Consider the following 16,125-nt stretch of genomic DNA (forward strand, 5'->3'; position numbering starts at 1 on the left):
CAAAATATATTTAACTATGCCAAAATTCTTTTTCTGCCTACTCTTCTTTTGTTTAGCTACGCCAATGTGGAGCCAACCGCCTACACAAGAAGAACTCGAACAGCGAAAAATTAAAATTCAACTCGAAATTCAAGAGAAAGAAAAGCTGTTACAATCAGTTAAGACCAAAGAGAAATCAGTCGTTAGTCAGCTAATGATTCAAAAAGAAAAAATCGGATTGAAAGAAAAATTAATCAAGACGACCGAAAAGCAGACCAAGTTATTGAGTAACGATATTTATATCAACCAGCTTAAAATTAACCAACTCAACCGTGACTTAGAACAACTCAGAAAAGACTACTCAGAGATGATTGTAAAGTCTTATAAAAGCCGTTCTGAGCAAAGTAGGGCTATGTTTTTATTGTCGTCGCAAAACTTCCTTCAAGCTTATAAAAGAGCTCAGTATATGAAACAATATGCGAGTTACCGAAAAATGCAAGGGGAAGAAATCAAAGGGAAAACTACTCAATTAGTAGCTTACAATGAAAAAATTGGCGCCCAAAAATCAGAAAAGGAAAAACTAATTGCTGAAAATGAAAAGGAAAAACAAGCCTTGGTAAAAGAAAAGCAAGAACAAGAAAAAATAGCCAATCAAATTAAGAAAGAAAAAGGAAAGATTACGGCTGAAATCAAGAAAAAGCAAGCGGAAACGAAAAAGATAGATGCTCAAATCAAAAAAATGATTCGCGAATCGATTGCTGCAGCCAACAGAAAAACAGCGGCAGCCAATGTTAAAGCAAACCCCAAAATCACAGCCGCTGAGAAAAAGGCTATTGAGACTTCAACTAAAATCGTTTTAACACCGGAAGGCAAAATAGTTTCTGATAATTTTAAAGCGAATAAAGGCAGATTACCTTGGCCGGTGGAAAAGGGTGCTATCAGTTTAGGTTATGGTAATCAACCACATCCGGTATTTAAGACTTTAGAAGTGCACAACAGCGGTATTGAGATTTCTACAGAAAGTGGTGCTTCAGCCAGAGCTGTTTTTGCCGGAGAAGTTACTCAAGTACAACAAATATCACCACTCAAAAAAGCAGTTTCTGTTAAACACGGGGATTTCTTTACCATTTACCAAAATTTAAGTTCAGTAAACGTTCAAGTAGGAGATAAGGTTTCGGCCAAACAATCGTTAGGTAAAATCAGGACTGATGCCGATGGCAGAACAGTACTTAAATTCTTGGTTTCACAAAACTCTACGCTTTTCAATCCAACCACTTGGTTGTCAGGAAGATAAAAAGATAAAAAAAGTCCTGATCCCGTAGCGTCTGGACCGGACTTTTTTTGTTATACAAATAATGCTTTCAATTCAGTAGCGTCGTGTGGATTCATTTTTCCGGCCAGAACCAAACTCAATTGCTTTCTTCGAAGTGCGGCATCATATCTTGATTTTTCCAACTCGGTTTCCGGTTCGATAGCCGGAACTGGAACAGGATTACCGGTTTCGTTTACTGCTACAAAAGTGTAAATGGCTTCGTTGGCCTTAGCTCTGCTTCCCGATTCTCTATCTTCAATCCAAACATCAATAAATATCTCCATGGAAGAGGTAAAAGCTCTTGAAACTTTGGCCTCAACCGTTACAACGCTTCCCAATGGAATAGCTTTATTAAAAGCCACGTGATTTACTGAAGCCGTTACCACAATTCTACGCGAATGTCTTCGGGCGGCAATACTGGCAGCTCTGTCCATTCTGGCGAGTAATTCACCACCAAAAAGATTGTTCAATGGATTGGTTTCGCTGGGTAAAACTAAATCGGTTAAAACCGTTAAAGATTCTGAAGGATGTTTTGGCGTCATGTCAATTTTTTGGCAAAGGTAATTACAGAAAACAAAAAATCCTGATTTCTCAGGACTTTTTTATAATTCTTCTATCAGCAACCAAGCCTCTTTATTGTCGAGTTTTTGAATGTCTTTCATTGTGCCTTGGGCTTCGGTGTATGAAGCATAACTTCCATAAAGCACCGGAAACATGCCGTGTTTGTTGGCAGGTAATCTTTTGGCTTTAAAGCCCAATTTCAGCAAAGCTTGATAAGCATTCTCGGCATTGCTCTCTATTCTGAAAACGCCTGCAACCACATGATAAGGCATTTTTTCATTTGGAACAGTCAAGGTTACGCTTGGCAACGGATTTTCGATGAAGAAGGTTGCTTCTTGTATTTTTTGATTAATTTTTTTCTGAACGTTGGATTGCACCAATAAAGTTTCTTGTTCAACTTGCATTAAATAATTGTCATACAATTTATAACCCAAAACTCCGGTCAAACCTATAGAAAGGGTAACAATTGCAGCGTATTTTAAAGCTTTATAACCGCTTCTTTTTTCTGGTGTGAAAGAGATAGGTGCTCTTTCTTCTAAGGTCTCAACGGCTTGTTTGTATGCTTCACGCTTTACCGCAGGAGAAACAAACGAACTTAAACCAAAAGATTCTTTCAAGTAATTGATTTGATCAACCGGAACAAACACCAAGTTTTTTTCAGCGTTTAAAGTGAACTCTCCAATATTTTTGATTGAAAAACGACCAAACTCTTGGATATTGTTTTTCCAATCAGCAACTTCATTTTGAATGGCGTTTACCGCAATTTCATAAGCTATCTTTTCAGTTTGTGCTAAATGATTGGCCAACAAACCATCGTTGTTTTTGAGGAAAGGATTGAACGATACCAATTTCTTCGGCGGATAAAACGAATGGGCATTTTCATCCAATTGTGCCGACTGGAATTCGGTCAAAAAAGCACCGAAACCAGGAACGGTAACGCATTGATAACGATATAATAATTGGGAAATGTATGGTTCAATCTTCATACCAACAAATTTAGAGAAACAATAGTAGTATCAAAAAATTATTCACAAATTTTATTAACAATCCAAAAGAAAAATATTTAGTTTTGTAGTAATTTATTGATATGAATACAAACGAACTTTTTCATCTTTTAGCCCTTTCACAAGTTGACGGTGTGGGTGATATTGTAGCCAAAAAACTCATAAGCCATTGTGGTTCAGCGGAAAATGTTTTTAAATCAAAGTTGAAAGCTTTAAAAGCCATTGATGGTGTTGGCGAAGTGTTGGTTAAAAACCTTAAAGACAAATTCGTTTTTGAAAAAGCCGAAAAAGAATTGCACTACATCCAAAACGAAAAGTGTCAGGTCTTGTATTTTCAAAATGAGGATTATCCCGAAAGGTTGAAGCATTGTATTGATGGCCCGATTTTGCTTTTTGCTTCAGGTAATTTTGATTTTAACAATCGCAAAATGATTAGTATTGTGGGAACAAGACAGATTACGTCCTACGGTACGGAATTTTGTAAAAAATTCCTCGAAGATTTAGCCATTTTCAATCCTATCGTTGTCAGTGGATTTGCCTATGGCGTTGATATTGTTGCCCATCAGTCGGCTATGGAAAACGATTTGCAAACTATTGGAGTTTTGGCTCATGGATTGAATCAAATTTATCCTAAAACGCATAAAAAGTATGTCGCCAAAATGGAACAAAACGGTGGTTTCCTAACAGAATTTTGGAGTACTTCCAATCCGGAAAAAGAAAATTTTGTAAAGCGAAATCGAATTGTGGCCGGAATGAGCGAAGCCACAATAGTGATTGAAAGTGCCGATAAAGGCGGTTCGTTAATTACAGCCAATATGGCCAATGATTACAACCGAGATGTCTTTGCCGTTCCGGGAAGAACGTCTGATAAATACAGTCAAGGGTGTAATGATTTGATTAAAACCCAGCGCGCCCATTTGATGACCTCGGCAGCGGATTTGGTTTATTGTTTGAATTGGGCATTAGAAGTCAAAGAAACAAAATCGATACAAAAACAACTTTTTGTGACTTTGGATTTTGAAGAACAAAAAATTTATGATTACTTGCAGAAAAATGGCAAACAATCCCTTGACATGGTGGCGCTTGAGTGTGACTTTCCGATATTTAAAATTTCTTCCATTCTTTTGACTATGGAATTAAAAGGAATTGTTAGACCTTTGCCCGGAAAATTGTTTGAAGCAGTTTAAAATCAAACCCATGAATATAATTGAAATTGCAGTTTTATTGTCTATAGAAACTTCCAAAATGCCTTTTTTGAAAGCAACAGATTTTGCCGAATTTGAAAGCAAATTAGAGGACGAAAAACAGAATCATCCCAATTTAACTCAGGAATCAATCACTTCTTTTCTGGCCGCCTTAAAATACAGTCCAAAACAGTTTCAAGCGGTGATGAACAATAGAGCGTTGTTCAATTTTTTCGCTAAAAAAAATCGCTCCAAAAAACAATTTCAGGAAGTTACTATTGAAGACGAACAAGCTATTAAGGGTTTTATTCAAACGTATTTAATAGCCGAACTCAATCCATTTGTTTATGATAAAATGGGAGCCAATGATTTTCAGGAAATTGCTTCTTTGTCTGAAGCCCATCCTTATTTACCGGATAGAGTTACTGAAAAAATGTTCTACTATGCTGCAGAAAAACTGGATTTGGCCAATCAGACTTTGAAACCGCCTTTCAGAGATTTCTCCAAAATATTGTATATCAAAGACGCTAATTTCTTCCTTTTTTTGAATGGATTAAAAAATGAGGTTATTGAAGTAAAAGTCAAAGCATTTTTCACTACAGTAATGAATATGTACATTGCCGATAAGAGTTCTGAATTGGCCAAGAGAACGTTTACGGCTATGAAAAATTATCATTCGCTTGACGAAAATCTTTCTAAAAATATTGGCATGTTGAAGGAAAGTGCCGAGATCAATTACAAACCGTTTGCGGTTAACGCCAAAAAATATTATTGGATTTATGCGGTAGTAGCAACATTAGTAATATGGAGAGTTTGGCTATTTGTAGGCGATATTTCAGAGATGAATTCTCAGTTCGATAGTTATCAGAATTATGACGATTATGAAATGCAGTCTGAATCAAGAAAAATAGACCGTTATTACACAGATATGAAGTTTAAAATTGATAGCTTCCGGGTGTTTTTAGCCGATTATAATCAATCAAAAATCAGAAGATTAACCCATTTCAGTAATATAAAAACCGGTCAAAATCCGTTTGAAACTTTTTATGAAAACCAGCCGACGGGAGAGAGTAATAATTACTTAAAGGTAAGCAATGTCTCTAATTATGACATGGTGCTTTTGGAAAATGCGGTTTTATATGACACCATAAAAATGCCAAGAACAGCTCATTTTATCAAGGCCGGAGAATCTGCTGAAGTCAACTTTAACAATGTTGATGCTAAAACCATTTTTAATATTTATATGGGCAAAAAACTAGCTACTTTTCAAACAGAAAGCACCCATTTATTTATTAGAAACGGATCGGTTGTAGAATACCGTTTCAGCGAGTTGATTCCGAATGTAAAAGAAGTCCTCGAAACCGATTATATATTCAAAAATGACGCAGCTATTGACTTTATCAATGGCCATTTGAGAATAGATTCAGAAGGATTAATCGAAAATTAACCAATAAAAATTATTCGAAACCGAGTTTCACCCTTACTTTTTGTAAAACACCATCGGCAATAGTTCCTGCTTTGGCGGCACCTAATTTCAATAAAGCATCAACTTCTTCCTGATGACTCATATAATAGTTGTACTTTTCTCTTTCGGTTTTGAAACGTTCACAAATCAATTCAAACAACGCTTGTTTGGCATGACCGTAACCAAAATCTCTGTTAGCATTGATATACTTGATTTTCATTTCGGCAATCTGATCCGCATTGGCCACTAATTTATAAATGCCAAATATTTTACAAGTATCCGGATTTTTTGGTTCTTCTAAAGGCGTACTGTCAGTTTCTATACTCATGATTTGCTTGCGTAAGGCTTTATCTTCCAAGAAAATATTGATGATATTGCCTCGAGATTTACTCATTTTAAAGCCATCTGTTCCCGGAACATACATGGTTTCTTCTTGCACTTTTCCTTCCGGAATGACAAAAGTTTCCCCCATTTGGTGGTTAAAACGAGAAGCAACATCACGGGTGATTTCAATGTGTTGCATTTGGTCTTTTCCCACCGGAACAAAATTAGCGTCATACAATAGAATATCCGCAGCCATTAACATTGGATACGAAAACAAACCGGCATTCACATCTTCCAATCGATCGGCTTTGTCCTTGAAAGAATGGGCTAAAGTCAAACGTTGAAAAGGGAAAAAGCAACTCAAATACCAAGACAATTCGGCTGTTTGAGGCACATCGCTTTGACGGTAAAAAATCACCTTGTTGACATCCAATCCACAAGCCAACCAAACAGAAGCAGTGCTGTAAGTGTTTTGACGAAGCTCATCGCCGTTTTTAATTTGAGTAACTGAATGTAAATCAGCAATAAAGAGAAACGACTCGTTGCTTGGATTTTTTGACAGTTCAATCGCAGGCAAAATCGCGCCCAATAAGTTTCCTAAATGTGGCGTTCCCGTGCTTTGAATTCCGGTTAAAATTTTTGACATCTTCAATTTTTTTCTAATCGCAAAGTTAAACGTTTGTATTAAAAATTGCATACCTTTCATTACATTTGACCACATGAGAGCATTGAAAATTGTTTTTTGGACGCTTTATCGCGTTTGGTTCTATATTTTGATGGCGATTCCTATCATCATTATGTTTCCGTTTCTTTTTATTTCTATTCTTTCTGAGAAATGGTATTCTTATTTTTTCGTGATGGCGAGAATCTGGGCCAAATTCATTCTTTTCGGCATGGGTTATCGTGTTAGAGTTGCCTTTGAAGAAAAACCTCAAGAAGGGAAAAGTTACATGTTTGTAGCCAATCACACTTCTATGACTGATATAATGTTGATGCTTTCTATTGTGAAAAACCCTTTTGTTTTTGTAGGCAAAAAAGAGTTGTCTAAGATTCCGTTATTTGGATTTTTCTATAAACGAACCTGCATTTTAGTAGACAGAAAAAGTTCTAAAAGCAGAATGGCTGTTTTTGAAAGAGCCCAAAATAGACTAAAGCAAGGGGTAAGCATCTGTATTTTCCCCGAAGGCGGCGTTCCTGATGAAAGCGTGGTTTTAGATGAGTTCAAAGACGGTGCTTTTCGCTTAGCCATTGAGCATGAAATTCCAATTGTTCCAATGACTTTTTATGACAACAAAAGGCTTTTCTCGTATACATTTTTTAGCGGAAGCCCCGGAATAATGAGAGCAAAAGTCCATTCTTTTTTTGAAACCAAAAATCAAAGTCAAGAGTTTAAAAAGACTTTAAAAGAAAATGTCAGAGCCTTAATTTTAAATGATTTACACAACGATTTAAAATAAAAAGAGTTCCTAACTAGGGAACTCTTTTCAGTTATTACTCGAAAGCAATAACACCACTTAACTAATTTTAAACAAGCACAAACTAAAATTTATAGCTGATGCCACTGTAAATTCCAAACAAATAAGGTTTGAAGTTACCGGCATCTGAACTGAAGGTGTTTAATTGGTATTTGAACGTTGGTTCGACATTGAACTCAAATGATTTCATAAAGCCATATTTTAATCCAATACCAAAATTAGTGCTGAAATGAATGTTGTTCAAATTGTTGGCTTCACCTAAGAAGGTACTTCTGTTTTCAGAGACCACGTTAACCGCATTGTCTTGAAGGAAAAGCGTACTGAAACCACCGATAATTTTGATGCCGAATTTCTTGTCTAATAAAGCATAGGTCATTTCTACAGGCATTTCTAAATAACCCATTTCCTGATTGATGTACCCTTTGTTTTTATTGGCAAAAGAGTCTTCAAAAGGCAATAATTCTGATTCGGAAGTAACAGCATTAGTATTGACTGTTACGGCGCTATGGACTTGTATCATTGAACTTTCAGGCGTTGCATTGATATGTTTTAAGGTTCTCGATTCTATTCCGGCAAAATAAATAATGTCATTAGTGTTGTAACTCATATTGAATTTGTTCAATCCGGTTCTAACCGTGAGTTTTTTACTAACGGCATAACTAACACCGATTCCAAAACCAACTCCGGTATTATAGGATTTAGAATTGTTTACTAATGTTGAATCGATAGGCGAACCATTAGTAGCTGAACCCAAGAAAATAGGCGAAACATTGGAAGTGATTTGCCACCTGTTTAGTTTTGCCTCTGGTTGTAGCTTGTCTTCTTTTTTAGTAAGCAATTCTTCCAACTCATTTTTAGCAATACTGTTGTTTTTGGCAGTATCATTAATTTTATTTTCGATTTCTTTTAAAGCAATTTTCGAATTATCATTCTCTTTTAAACTTTCAAGATTAAGTTCTTTATTGATTAATAACGGATTGGCATTGTTTGATTTGTCAGTTTCGTTTTTGTTGGTTTGAGCAAGCAGTTTAGCTTCACTCAGTTCGCCTTTGGCTTGAGGATTATTAGCAGACAGGTTATTTTTTTCTTTACTGACAGCCAATTGAAGTCCTTCTTTTTTCAAAGTTTCGTTAACTAAAGTTTCGTTTTTCTCCGAACTCAGTTTATTTATAGAAGAACGGTTTTTCTTTGATTTGCCTTGGACAATCGCTGAGTTTGAAGGAGCTGAGTTTGTAGAAGATTTTATTTTTTCAGCATGGTTTTGTTCGTTTGTTGTTGATTTATTAACGATGGGATCGCCATTGTGAGCTGATTTTGGTATACCGCCATTGGATTTTTCTTGATTAGAAATGGCTTCTTCAGAAATGGCATTCCTTTTTGAATTGACTTTGTTAGGGTCATTATTTTTTATAACAACATCCGTTTTTTTTCCATTAGTTTGGTTAGAATTATCTTCGATTACAATAGGGTTTATTGGAGTAATATCATCTTTTAAAACTTGGTTACCAATTAAAATTCCTATCAGAAATACAGCGGCAACACCGGAGAATTTCCACCAAAACGGAATCACTCTTTTGCGCTTTTTCTCGTCGAGTTTTGCTTCAATATTGTTCCAAAAATCTTCAGCCGGATTGGCTTCGAAATCTCTGAATTTTTCTTGAAAAAGTCTATCTATGTTCTTTTTATTATTCATTTTGCAGAAGGGAACTTTTTAGTTTCTTCGTTTTTGTATTGTTCTATTTTTTCTTTTAAAATCATTCTGGCTCGGGCCAAATTCGATTTTGAGGTGCCCACTGTAATGGTCAACATTTCCCCAATTTCAGCATGCGAAAAGCCATCAATTACATAAAGGTTGAAAACCAATCGGTACCTATCGGGTAATTCCTGGATGATTCTCAATAAATAATCCATGGTAATGGAATCGTCTTCTATTTCAACTTCTTGATCATCGGCTATATCTTCATTAACCAAACTTAAAAAAGTCTGATTTCTGTATTGCTGTAAAACATGGTTAATCATAACCCTTTTCAGCCAACCATCAAAAGAACCTTTAAACGAAAATTGCTCAATTTTTTTAAAAATAAGGATAAACCCATCTTGTAAATTGTCTTGTGCCTCAGCATAATTGCGCGAATATTTCAAGCATACAGCAAACAGTTTTGGTGAGTATAATCGGTATAACTGTTCTTGTGCTTTTCTATTGTCGTTTTTGCAATCATTTATGAGTTGTTTTAAATCCAATTTTCAAAAATTGATTGTTTCTTTTATTTAGTTTACCACGGGAATTTCATATTCTAAAAAGATATTTTCTCCTTGATCATCTTGCCCTTGCCAAAATTTGAAAACATAGGAACCATTACTGGTTACTTCAAAGTTAAAGGAGCATTCAACGAGATTATCTTCTGTAAGTTCTTGACAGTCGCTTACTTGCTTTACAGCACTTTCAATGGCGACAGTTCTTATGTTCAGATCTTTGTTATAATAAATCGTGTTGAAAAAGTGACAGGTTGTTGGTCTACGGTAATACATTTTAATTTGATAGACTTCACCCATCGTAAATTCTGTGGGAATTTCAACACTCTCAACTGGCAATAATTCAAATAAATAATCCGTTTGATCATCAGGAGTACAAGAATTAAATAAAAAAACTAAAGCTATAAGAGAAACTATTTTTTTCATAATGGTAAAAGATTTTTTGTTTTAGATGTAAATGTCCACAAATGGTTGCGTTAAGTTACTAAAAAAAAACGTCTCGTTTTTTTAACGAGACATTTTTTAATTTCTAAGCATTGTTTTCTTTGATAAGGTCTTTTATTTTTTGTTCTAATTCATCGGCAAGCTCCGGATTATCTTTGATTAAAACCTTTACAGCATCTCGACCTTGTCCTAATTTGGTGTCACCATAACTAAACCAAGAACCTGCTTTTTTAATCACTTCGAACTCAACCGCTAAGTCGAGTATTTCTCCGGTTTTAGAAACACCTTCTCCATACATAATGTCAAATTCTGCCGTTTTGAATGGTGGCGCCACTTTATTTTTTACCACTTTTACTTTGGTTCTGTTTCCAATTACGTTTTCACCATCTTTAATTTGTGATGAACGACGGATGTCTAAACGAACCGATGCATAAAACTTCAAAGCATTTCCACCGGTAGTTGTTTCAGGGTTCCCGAACATAACGCCGATTTTCTCTCTCAATTGGTTGATGAAGAAAACCGTACAATTAGTTTTGCTGATGGTTCCGGTTAATTTTCTTAAAGCTTGTGACATCAAACGCGCGTGCAATCCCATTTTAGAATCACCCATTTCGCCTTCGATTTCACTTTTTGGAGTTAAGGCCGCTACCGAGTCAATAACCACTATATCAATCGCACCCGAACGAATTAGGTTTTCAGCAATTTCCAAAGCTTGCTCTCCGTTATCCGGTTGGGAAATGATTAAGTTTTCAATATCAACCCCTAATTTCTCAGCATAATTTCTATCAAATGCGTGTTCTGCATCAATGAAGGCTGCAATGCCACCTGCTTTTTGAGCTTCAGCAATCGCGTGTAAGGTTAATGTAGTTTTACCTGAAGATTCCGGACCATATATTTCTATAACTCTTCCTCTTGGGTATCCGTTTACGCCTAAAGCTAAATCCAAACCAAGAGAACCGGAAGGAATTACTTCAACTTCTTCAACGGCTTTATCTCCCATCTTCATTACGGTTCCTTTGCCGTAGGCTTTGTCTAATTTATCTAGTGTTAGTTGTAAGGCTTTTAATTTGGCTTCTTTTTCTGAACTCATTTTTTTTAAATTTAGTGGCATAAAAATAATGCTTTTTTTGATGTCATAAGAGACAAATTAGAGGAGTTTTGAACAAATTGTTTTAAACTTTATAAAAGCAAACATTATTTTTTAAAGGTAAAAAAAATTGATTTTACAGCGGTATACTAAAAGTGTATATTTCGTTAAACTTTTATAATGTTTTTTATCCTTGCTTTATTTTTCATCCCTTGATTTTTACTTACTTTTGCGTACTATTTTTACGTTATGGAAAAACTTATATCCTACCCAATTTCAGTAATTTATTATTTGTGTTTCGGATTGACATTGGTCATTTTTCATCCTATTCAGTGGGTTTGTTACACTATTTTTGGGTATCAAGCCCATAAAAAAAGTGTCGATTATTTGAATTTCTTTTTAACTAAATGCACTAATATTTTAGGAACCACTTATACTTTTGAAAACAAAGAGAGTATTCCTCAAAATGCTCCCATTATCTTTGTGGCCAATCACCAAAGTTTGTTTGATATCATTGGCATTATATGGCATTTAAGACGATTCCACGCCAAATTTGTCAGCAAAAAAGAGTTGGGCAAAGGCATCCCAAGTGTTTCCTATAATTTAAGACATGGCGGTTCCATTTTAATTGACCGAAAAGATCCCAAACAAGCCATTCCGCTAATTAAAGGGTTGTCGGAATACATCGAAAAACACAAACGTTCCGCTGTAATTTTTCCGGAAGGGACAAGAAGTAAAAACGGAAAACCCAAAGAATTTGCCCAAAGCGGCTTAAAAATCCTATGTAAATATGCGCCATCTGCTTATGTTGTGCCAATTACCATTAATAATTCGTGGAAAATGGTTAAATTTGGAGCTTTCCCCATGGGCTTAGGCAATCGTTTGCAATTTATCATTCACGAACCGATAGCTGTAAAAGATTTTCCGTTTGACGAATTGATGGTGAAAACAGAACAAGCGATAGTACAATCTATAAAAAATTAAAAAATGCCTCAAAAGAATGTTAGACTTGAAGTCATGCAGTTTCTGGAAAAAGACGTCAACCGATTTGTTGATGAGTTTTTAATTCCGGTAGAAAAAATATGGCAACCATCAGACTTATTACCTAATTCAGAAAGTGAAAATTTCTTTGAAGAAGTAAAAGAACTAAGAGAAATTGCCAAAGAGTTACCCTATGATTTTTGGGTAGTTTTAGTGGGTGATACTATTACTGAAGAAGCATTGCCAACCTATGAAGCCTGGTTAATGGATGTAGAAGGCGTTGACAATGTGGAACGAAACGGCTGGGCAAAATGGGTTCGCCAATGGACTGGTGAAGAAAACCGCCACGGTGATTTATTAAACAAATATTTGTACTTATCAGGACGTGTCAACATGCGTGAAGTGGAAATGACTACGCAACATTTAATCAATGACGGATTTGATATTGGAACCGGTCGTGATCCTTATAAAAACTTTGTCTATACCAGTTTTCAAGAATTGGCAACTTACATTTCTCATAATAGGGTTTCCCAAATTGCCAAACAATATGGGGACAAGAAATTATCCAAATTGTGTAAAATGATAGCCGGAGACGAAATGCGTCATCACCACGCTTACAGCGAATTTGTGAACCAAATTTTCAAAGTTGATCCTAGCGAAATGATGTTGGCATTTCAATACATGATGAAACAAAAAATTGTAATGCCTGCGGTTTTCTTGAGAGAATCGGGAGAAAAAATAAGTACTGCTTTTGAAGAATTTTCGAATTCGGCTCAAAAACTAGGCGTTTATACTGCCGCGGATTATGTTGATATCTTAAAGAAATTGACCGAAAAATGGGAGATTGATAAAATAACCAACCTTACGGCAGAAGCAGAAAAAGCAAGAGATTATTTAATGAGATTGCCGGAAAGAATGGCGAAGATTTCAGAAAGAATGGTCTTGCCCGAAGAAACCAAAATATTCAAATGGGTTGAACCTGCTTTGATTCGATAACCAATACAAATCCTTTCCAACGAAAGGATTTTTTTAAATCCATTAAGATGTCAATACTTGATAAAACCATACTTTTTGTAAAAGAAAAACTCAAAAACGCCGAAGGTGGACACGATTGGTTTCACATAGAACGGGTTTATAAAAACGCGGTTTTAATTGCTCAAGGTGAAGATTGTGATTTGACCATTGTAAAGTTAGGCGCATTGCTTCACGATATAGCGGATAGTAAATTCCACAATGGCGATGAAACGGTTGGACCAAGAACGGCGCGCACTTTTTTAGAGGCCGAAAAGGTTGATGAAGTCACTATTGTGCATGTGATAAATATTATCGAAAACATTTCGTTCAAAGGCGGAAACTTCGAAAAGAAATTCCACTCTAAGGAACTCGAAATTGTTCAAGATGCTGACCGATTGGATGCGATTGGCGCGATTGGTATTGCCAGATGTTTCAACTATGGAGGCTTCAAAAACAGGGCCCTTTACAATCCGGCCATTGCTCCCAAACTTAACATGAGTAAGGAAGAATATAAAAATTCGGAATCACCAACACTCAATCATTTCTACGAAAAACTATTGTTGCTGAAAGACAAAATGAACACCGAAACCGGGAAAAAAATAGCAGAAGCGCGCCATTTGTATATGGTAAACTTCCTATCGCAGTTTTATGCGGAATGGGAAGGTGAGAAATAGTGGTCAGTAAGCAGTGGTCAGTATTCAGTTCTTTATCTTTTGAAAACCGAAATTATTTTCCTGTAAAACTGGCTTTTCTTTTTTCCAAGAAAGCCGTTGTACCTTCTTTAAAATCTTCAGTGCCAAAACATTTACCAAAATTTCTGATTTCTACATCATAACCGTCCACATCGTGTTTGTAATTGGCATTAATCGCTTTTATGGCTTTCCCGATGGCGTTTGGAGAATTGCGCATGATTTTAGCAGCAATGCCTTTGGTAAATTCTAAAAGTTCGTTCTGTGGCACTACGTGATTGACTAAACCATACCATTTTGCTGTTTCCGCATCAATCATTCCGGCGGTCATAATCATTTCCATAGCGCGTCCTTTTCCAACCAATTGTGGTAAACGTTGCGTTCCTCCATAACCGGGAATAACACCTAATGAAGTTTCCGGCAAGCCCATTTTAGCATTGTCTGAAGCTACTCTGAAATGACAAGCCATTGCCAATTCTAAGCCACCACCAAGTGCAAAACCATTCACTGCTGCAATAACCGGAGTTTTCAATTTTTCAACAAAATCAAATAGTAATTCTTGTCCTTGTGCCGCCAATTGTGCGCCTTCTTCAATAGAGAAACTGGCAAATTCCGAAATATCTGCTCCGGCAACGAAAGCCTTTTCACCTTCACCGGTGATGATAATTACTCTCACTTCGGAATTATTTTCCAAGCTTTCAAAAGCGTCATGTAGTTCTTGTATGGTGGCTTTGTTTAAAGCATTTAATTTTGCCGGACGGTTGATAGTGATTTGTCCGATGCCGTTGTCAATAGCAATGAGTATGTTTTCGAAGTTCATAAGATGTGTGTTTTATTTAACAATAGGAAGTGATACCATAAAAGTGGAGCCTTTTCCCGGTTCGGTTTCAAAAGTAATAGTTCCTTTGTAATTTTCGATAATGTTTTTGATAATTCCCAAGCCTAATCCCATACCGCTGGTTTTGGTGGTGAATTTGGGTTCAAAGATATGCTCGATATTTTCTGCGTCTATACCAATTCCGTTGTCTTTTACTGTAATAATCACATTGTCTTCCACTTCATTAACCGAAACCAAAATGTGTTTTTCTTCTTGCTCTTCCGGAATGGATTGTGTGGCATTTTTAACCAAATTGGTAATGATTCGAATCAATTGTGTCCGATCGAGTTTTGAAATAATCTCTTCTTTATTGCTTTCAAAAACGATATAATCTTCGTTAAAAATATCTAGTGCCAATTCAACTACATCAACCACATTAAGGTTTTCATTCTGTTGCGCGGGCATCGAAGCAAAGTTGGAAAAAGCCGAAGCCACTGAACTCATCGTATCAATTTGCTGAATCATGGTTTTGGAATAATCATTCAGTTTTTGCTTTAATTCAGGATCATTTGGGTCAAATTTTCTTTGGAAACTTTGCACGGTCAAACGCATAGGTGTTAACGGATTTTTGATTTCGTGTGCGACTTGTTTTGCCATTTCGCGCCAAGCTTGTTCACGCTCGCTTTGGGCTAACATGCTGGCACTTTCTTCTAACTTGTCGACCATTTGATTATAAGCATTGATCAAAGAGTTGATTTCTTTGCTGTTGGCTTCGATGACAATTTTCTCGTTCTTTTGGTTCAAACTCGTTTCGTTGATTTTATCCGAAATGGTTTTCAGCGATTTAGTAATGTAACTCGCTAAGAAATACGCTAAAGCAAAAGCAATGACTAACATAAAGGAATACACCTGACTCAATCGCAATAGAAATTCGCGCAATTCGGTTTCGTAAAAACCATCGTCTTCCACATACGGAATATTCAAAATGCCCAATGGTTTGAACTTGTCATCTTTGATTTGGCTGTAAGAAGAACGGTTTTTTACGCCGTCAATGTTTTTAATATCCACATATCTTTTGTCAACTGAAGATTGAACGAGTTTGAGGATATAATTAGGAATGGGTGGCGCGACTTTGTCTACAGAAAAAGTCGACTTAGACGATTTGACTAATTTTCCTTCAAGCGAATAAATATTGATTTCCAAGTTATGAATATCGGACAACTCGTGAATTTTATCTTTGAAAACCAGTCTTAGATTTTCGGGCGTCAACGGATAAGTGGTGGTGGAAAGCACATAGTTGATGTGCTCTTTTATCGCAAATTCTTTTCGGTCTAAGCGTTCTTGATGGTAATCTTTGGCTTCGTTTTTAAACTGGATAATCGAAATGGAAGCCATCAAAATAGAAGCCATCAATATCAAAATAATCATCGACAGGAAAATCCTGATGCGAAGCGAAAGCATTGACATTTTGAAGCCGTTTAGCATTTATTAAGTTTTCAGTCGCAGTTTTCAGTCGCAGTTTTTCTGTTAACTGAG

The 16,125-nt window shown here is 36.0% G+C and carries 16 protein-coding genes; 7 read left to right on the top strand and 9 right to left on the bottom strand.

Annotation, left to right across the window (positions count from 1 at the left end):
• Window positions 1-16 precede the first annotated feature (16 nt).
• The gene (locus tag ICG50_RS01815) at window positions 17-1,273 is read left to right on the top strand and encodes a murein hydrolase activator EnvC family protein (protein ID WP_187659202.1); all 1,257 of its coding nucleotides are present in this window, start codon (window positions 17-19) and stop codon (window positions 1,271-1,273) included.
• Between the two features lie 50 nt (window positions 1,274-1,323).
• Here the strand turns inward: ICG50_RS01815 and ICG50_RS01820 are convergent, their stop codons facing one another.
• Both ICG50_RS01820 and ICG50_RS01825 read right to left on the bottom strand, forming a co-directional pair.
• Window positions 1,324-1,833: an acyl-CoA thioesterase gene (locus ICG50_RS01820; RefSeq protein WP_187659203.1), complete on the bottom strand. Its 510-nt coding sequence runs from the start codon at window positions 1,831-1,833 to the stop codon at window positions 1,324-1,326.
• 60 nt (window positions 1,834-1,893) lie between these two features.
• Window positions 1,894-2,838 (bottom strand): HU domain-containing protein, encoded by a 945-nt coding sequence (locus tag ICG50_RS01825; protein WP_187659204.1) that lies wholly within the window; start codon window positions 2,836-2,838, stop codon window positions 1,894-1,896.
• A gap of 101 nt (window positions 2,839-2,939) precedes the next feature.
• On the opposite strand from ICG50_RS01825, the gene dprA reads away from it, so the two are divergent.
• Both dprA and ICG50_RS01835 read left to right on the top strand, forming a co-directional pair.
• Window positions 2,940-4,043 carry a DNA-processing protein DprA gene (gene dprA, locus ICG50_RS01830; RefSeq protein WP_187659205.1) on the top strand — a complete coding sequence of 368 codons (1,104 nt, stop codon included), beginning with the start codon at window positions 2,940-2,942 and terminating at the stop codon, window positions 4,041-4,043.
• 10 nt (window positions 4,044-4,053) lie between these two features.
• On the top strand, window positions 4,054-5,487 hold the full coding sequence (locus ICG50_RS01835; RefSeq protein WP_187659206.1) for a hypothetical protein: 1,434 nt from the start codon (window positions 4,054-4,056) through the stop codon (window positions 5,485-5,487).
• Between the two features lie 10 nt (window positions 5,488-5,497).
• Here the strand turns inward: ICG50_RS01835 and trpS are convergent, their stop codons facing one another.
• Complete coding sequence (gene trpS, locus ICG50_RS01840; protein WP_187659207.1) at window positions 5,498-6,475, bottom strand: tryptophan--tRNA ligase; 978 nt, start codon at window positions 6,473-6,475, stop codon at window positions 5,498-5,500.
• A gap of 73 nt (window positions 6,476-6,548) precedes the next feature.
• Between trpS and ICG50_RS01845 the strand changes: the two genes are divergently transcribed.
• Window positions 6,549-7,286: a lysophospholipid acyltransferase family protein gene (locus ICG50_RS01845; RefSeq protein ID WP_187659208.1), complete on the top strand. Its 738-nt coding sequence runs from the start codon at window positions 6,549-6,551 to the stop codon at window positions 7,284-7,286.
• 82 nt (window positions 7,287-7,368) lie between these two features.
• Here ICG50_RS01845 and ICG50_RS01850 read toward each other — a convergent pair whose 3' ends face one another.
• The 4 genes from ICG50_RS01850 to recA all read right to left on the bottom strand — a co-directional run bounded on the left by ICG50_RS01850 (window position 7,369) and on the right by recA (window position 11,091).
• Window positions 7,369-8,997 carry an outer membrane beta-barrel protein gene (locus ICG50_RS01850; RefSeq protein ID WP_187659209.1) on the bottom strand — a complete coding sequence of 543 codons (1,629 nt, stop codon included), beginning with the start codon at window positions 8,995-8,997 and terminating at the stop codon, window positions 7,369-7,371.
• Window positions 8,994-9,545: an RNA polymerase sigma factor gene (locus ICG50_RS01855; RefSeq protein ID WP_187659210.1), complete on the bottom strand. Its 552-nt coding sequence runs from the start codon at window positions 9,543-9,545 to the stop codon at window positions 8,994-8,996. The genes ICG50_RS01850 and ICG50_RS01855 overlap by 4 nt, the downstream gene beginning before the upstream one ends.
• A gap of 27 nt (window positions 9,546-9,572) precedes the next feature.
• The gene (locus ICG50_RS01860; protein ID WP_187659211.1) at window positions 9,573-9,983 is read right to left on the bottom strand and encodes a hypothetical protein; all 411 of its coding nucleotides are present in this window, start codon (window positions 9,981-9,983) and stop codon (window positions 9,573-9,575) included.
• Window positions 9,984-10,086: 103 nt separating this feature from the next.
• A complete protein-coding gene (gene recA / locus ICG50_RS01865) occupies window positions 10,087-11,091 on the bottom strand; it encodes a recombinase RecA (protein ID WP_187659212.1) in 1,005 nt (334 codons plus the stop codon).
• A 246-nt stretch (window positions 11,092-11,337) separates the two neighbouring features.
• On the opposite strand from recA, the gene ICG50_RS01870 reads away from it, so the two are divergent.
• The 3 genes from ICG50_RS01870 to ICG50_RS01880 are packed head-to-tail and all read left to right on the top strand — an operon-like array spanning window position 11,338 to window position 13,757.
• A complete protein-coding gene (locus ICG50_RS01870; RefSeq protein ID WP_187659213.1) occupies window positions 11,338-12,072 on the top strand; it encodes a lysophospholipid acyltransferase family protein in 735 nt (244 codons plus the stop codon).
• A 3-nt stretch (window positions 12,073-12,075) separates the two neighbouring features.
• Window positions 12,076-13,065: an acyl-ACP desaturase gene (locus ICG50_RS01875; protein WP_187659214.1), complete on the top strand. Its 990-nt coding sequence runs from the start codon at window positions 12,076-12,078 to the stop codon at window positions 13,063-13,065.
• 47 nt (window positions 13,066-13,112) lie between these two features.
• The gene (locus tag ICG50_RS01880; protein ID WP_187659215.1) at window positions 13,113-13,757 is read left to right on the top strand and encodes an HD domain-containing protein; all 645 of its coding nucleotides are present in this window, start codon (window positions 13,113-13,115) and stop codon (window positions 13,755-13,757) included.
• A 52-nt stretch (window positions 13,758-13,809) separates the two neighbouring features.
• On the opposite strand, the gene ICG50_RS01885 is transcribed toward ICG50_RS01880, so the two are convergent.
• Both ICG50_RS01885 and ICG50_RS01890 read right to left on the bottom strand, forming a co-directional pair.
• Window positions 13,810-14,592 carry an enoyl-CoA hydratase/isomerase family protein gene (locus ICG50_RS01885; RefSeq protein WP_187659216.1) on the bottom strand — a complete coding sequence of 261 codons (783 nt, stop codon included), beginning with the start codon at window positions 14,590-14,592 and terminating at the stop codon, window positions 13,810-13,812.
• Window positions 14,593-14,604: 12 nt separating this feature from the next.
• Entirely contained in the window at window positions 14,605-16,017 is a 1,413-nt protein-coding gene (locus ICG50_RS01890; RefSeq protein ID WP_187659608.1) for a sensor histidine kinase, read from the bottom strand.
• Window positions 16,018-16,125: the final 108 nt, after the last annotated feature.

Origin of the sequence: Flavobacterium buctense, from assembly GCF_014486695.1 — a bacterium.
Taxonomy (GTDB): domain Bacteria; phylum Bacteroidota; class Bacteroidia; order Flavobacteriales; family Flavobacteriaceae; genus Flavobacterium; species Flavobacterium buctense.

What these genes read in the sequence shown, in the direction of transcription:
- ICG50_RS01815 (WP_187659202.1), top strand. Translation starts at nt 17, where the DNA reads ATGCCAAAATTCTTTTTCTGCCTACTCTTCTTTTGTTTAGCTACGCCA.
- ICG50_RS01845 (WP_187659208.1), top strand. Translation starts at nt 6,549, where the DNA reads ATGAGAGCATTGAAAATTGTTTTTTGGACGCTTTATCGCGTTTGGTTC.
- trpS (WP_187659207.1), bottom strand. Translation starts at nt 6,475, where the DNA reads ATGTCAAAAATTTTAACCGGAATTCAAAGCACGGGAACGCCACATTTA.
- ICG50_RS01835 (WP_187659206.1), top strand. Translation starts at nt 4,054, where the DNA reads ATGAATATAATTGAAATTGCAGTTTTATTGTCTATAGAAACTTCCAAA.
- ICG50_RS01860 (WP_187659211.1), bottom strand. Translation starts at nt 9,983, where the DNA reads ATGAAAAAAATAGTTTCTCTTATAGCTTTAGTTTTTTTATTTAATTCT.
- dprA (WP_187659205.1), top strand. Translation starts at nt 2,940, where the DNA reads ATGAATACAAACGAACTTTTTCATCTTTTAGCCCTTTCACAAGTTGAC.
- ICG50_RS01890 (WP_187659608.1), bottom strand. Translation starts at nt 16,017, where the DNA reads ATGATTATTTTGATATTGATGGCTTCTATTTTGATGGCTTCCATTTCG.
- ICG50_RS01820 (WP_187659203.1), bottom strand. Translation starts at nt 1,833, where the DNA reads ATGACGCCAAAACATCCTTCAGAATCTTTAACGGTTTTAACCGATTTA.
- ICG50_RS01875 (WP_187659214.1), top strand. Translation starts at nt 12,076, where the DNA reads ATGCCTCAAAAGAATGTTAGACTTGAAGTCATGCAGTTTCTGGAAAAA.
- ICG50_RS01850 (WP_187659209.1), bottom strand. Translation starts at nt 8,997, where the DNA reads ATGAATAATAAAAAGAACATAGATAGACTTTTTCAAGAAAAATTCAGA.
- ICG50_RS01870 (WP_187659213.1), top strand. Translation starts at nt 11,338, where the DNA reads ATGGAAAAACTTATATCCTACCCAATTTCAGTAATTTATTATTTGTGT.
- ICG50_RS01880 (WP_187659215.1), top strand. Translation starts at nt 13,113, where the DNA reads ATGTCAATACTTGATAAAACCATACTTTTTGTAAAAGAAAAACTCAAA.
- ICG50_RS01825 (WP_187659204.1), bottom strand. Translation starts at nt 2,838, where the DNA reads ATGAAGATTGAACCATACATTTCCCAATTATTATATCGTTATCAATGC.
- recA (WP_187659212.1), bottom strand. Translation starts at nt 11,091, where the DNA reads ATGAGTTCAGAAAAAGAAGCCAAATTAAAAGCCTTACAACTAACACTA.
- ICG50_RS01885 (WP_187659216.1), bottom strand. Translation starts at nt 14,592, where the DNA reads ATGAACTTCGAAAACATACTCATTGCTATTGACAACGGCATCGGACAA.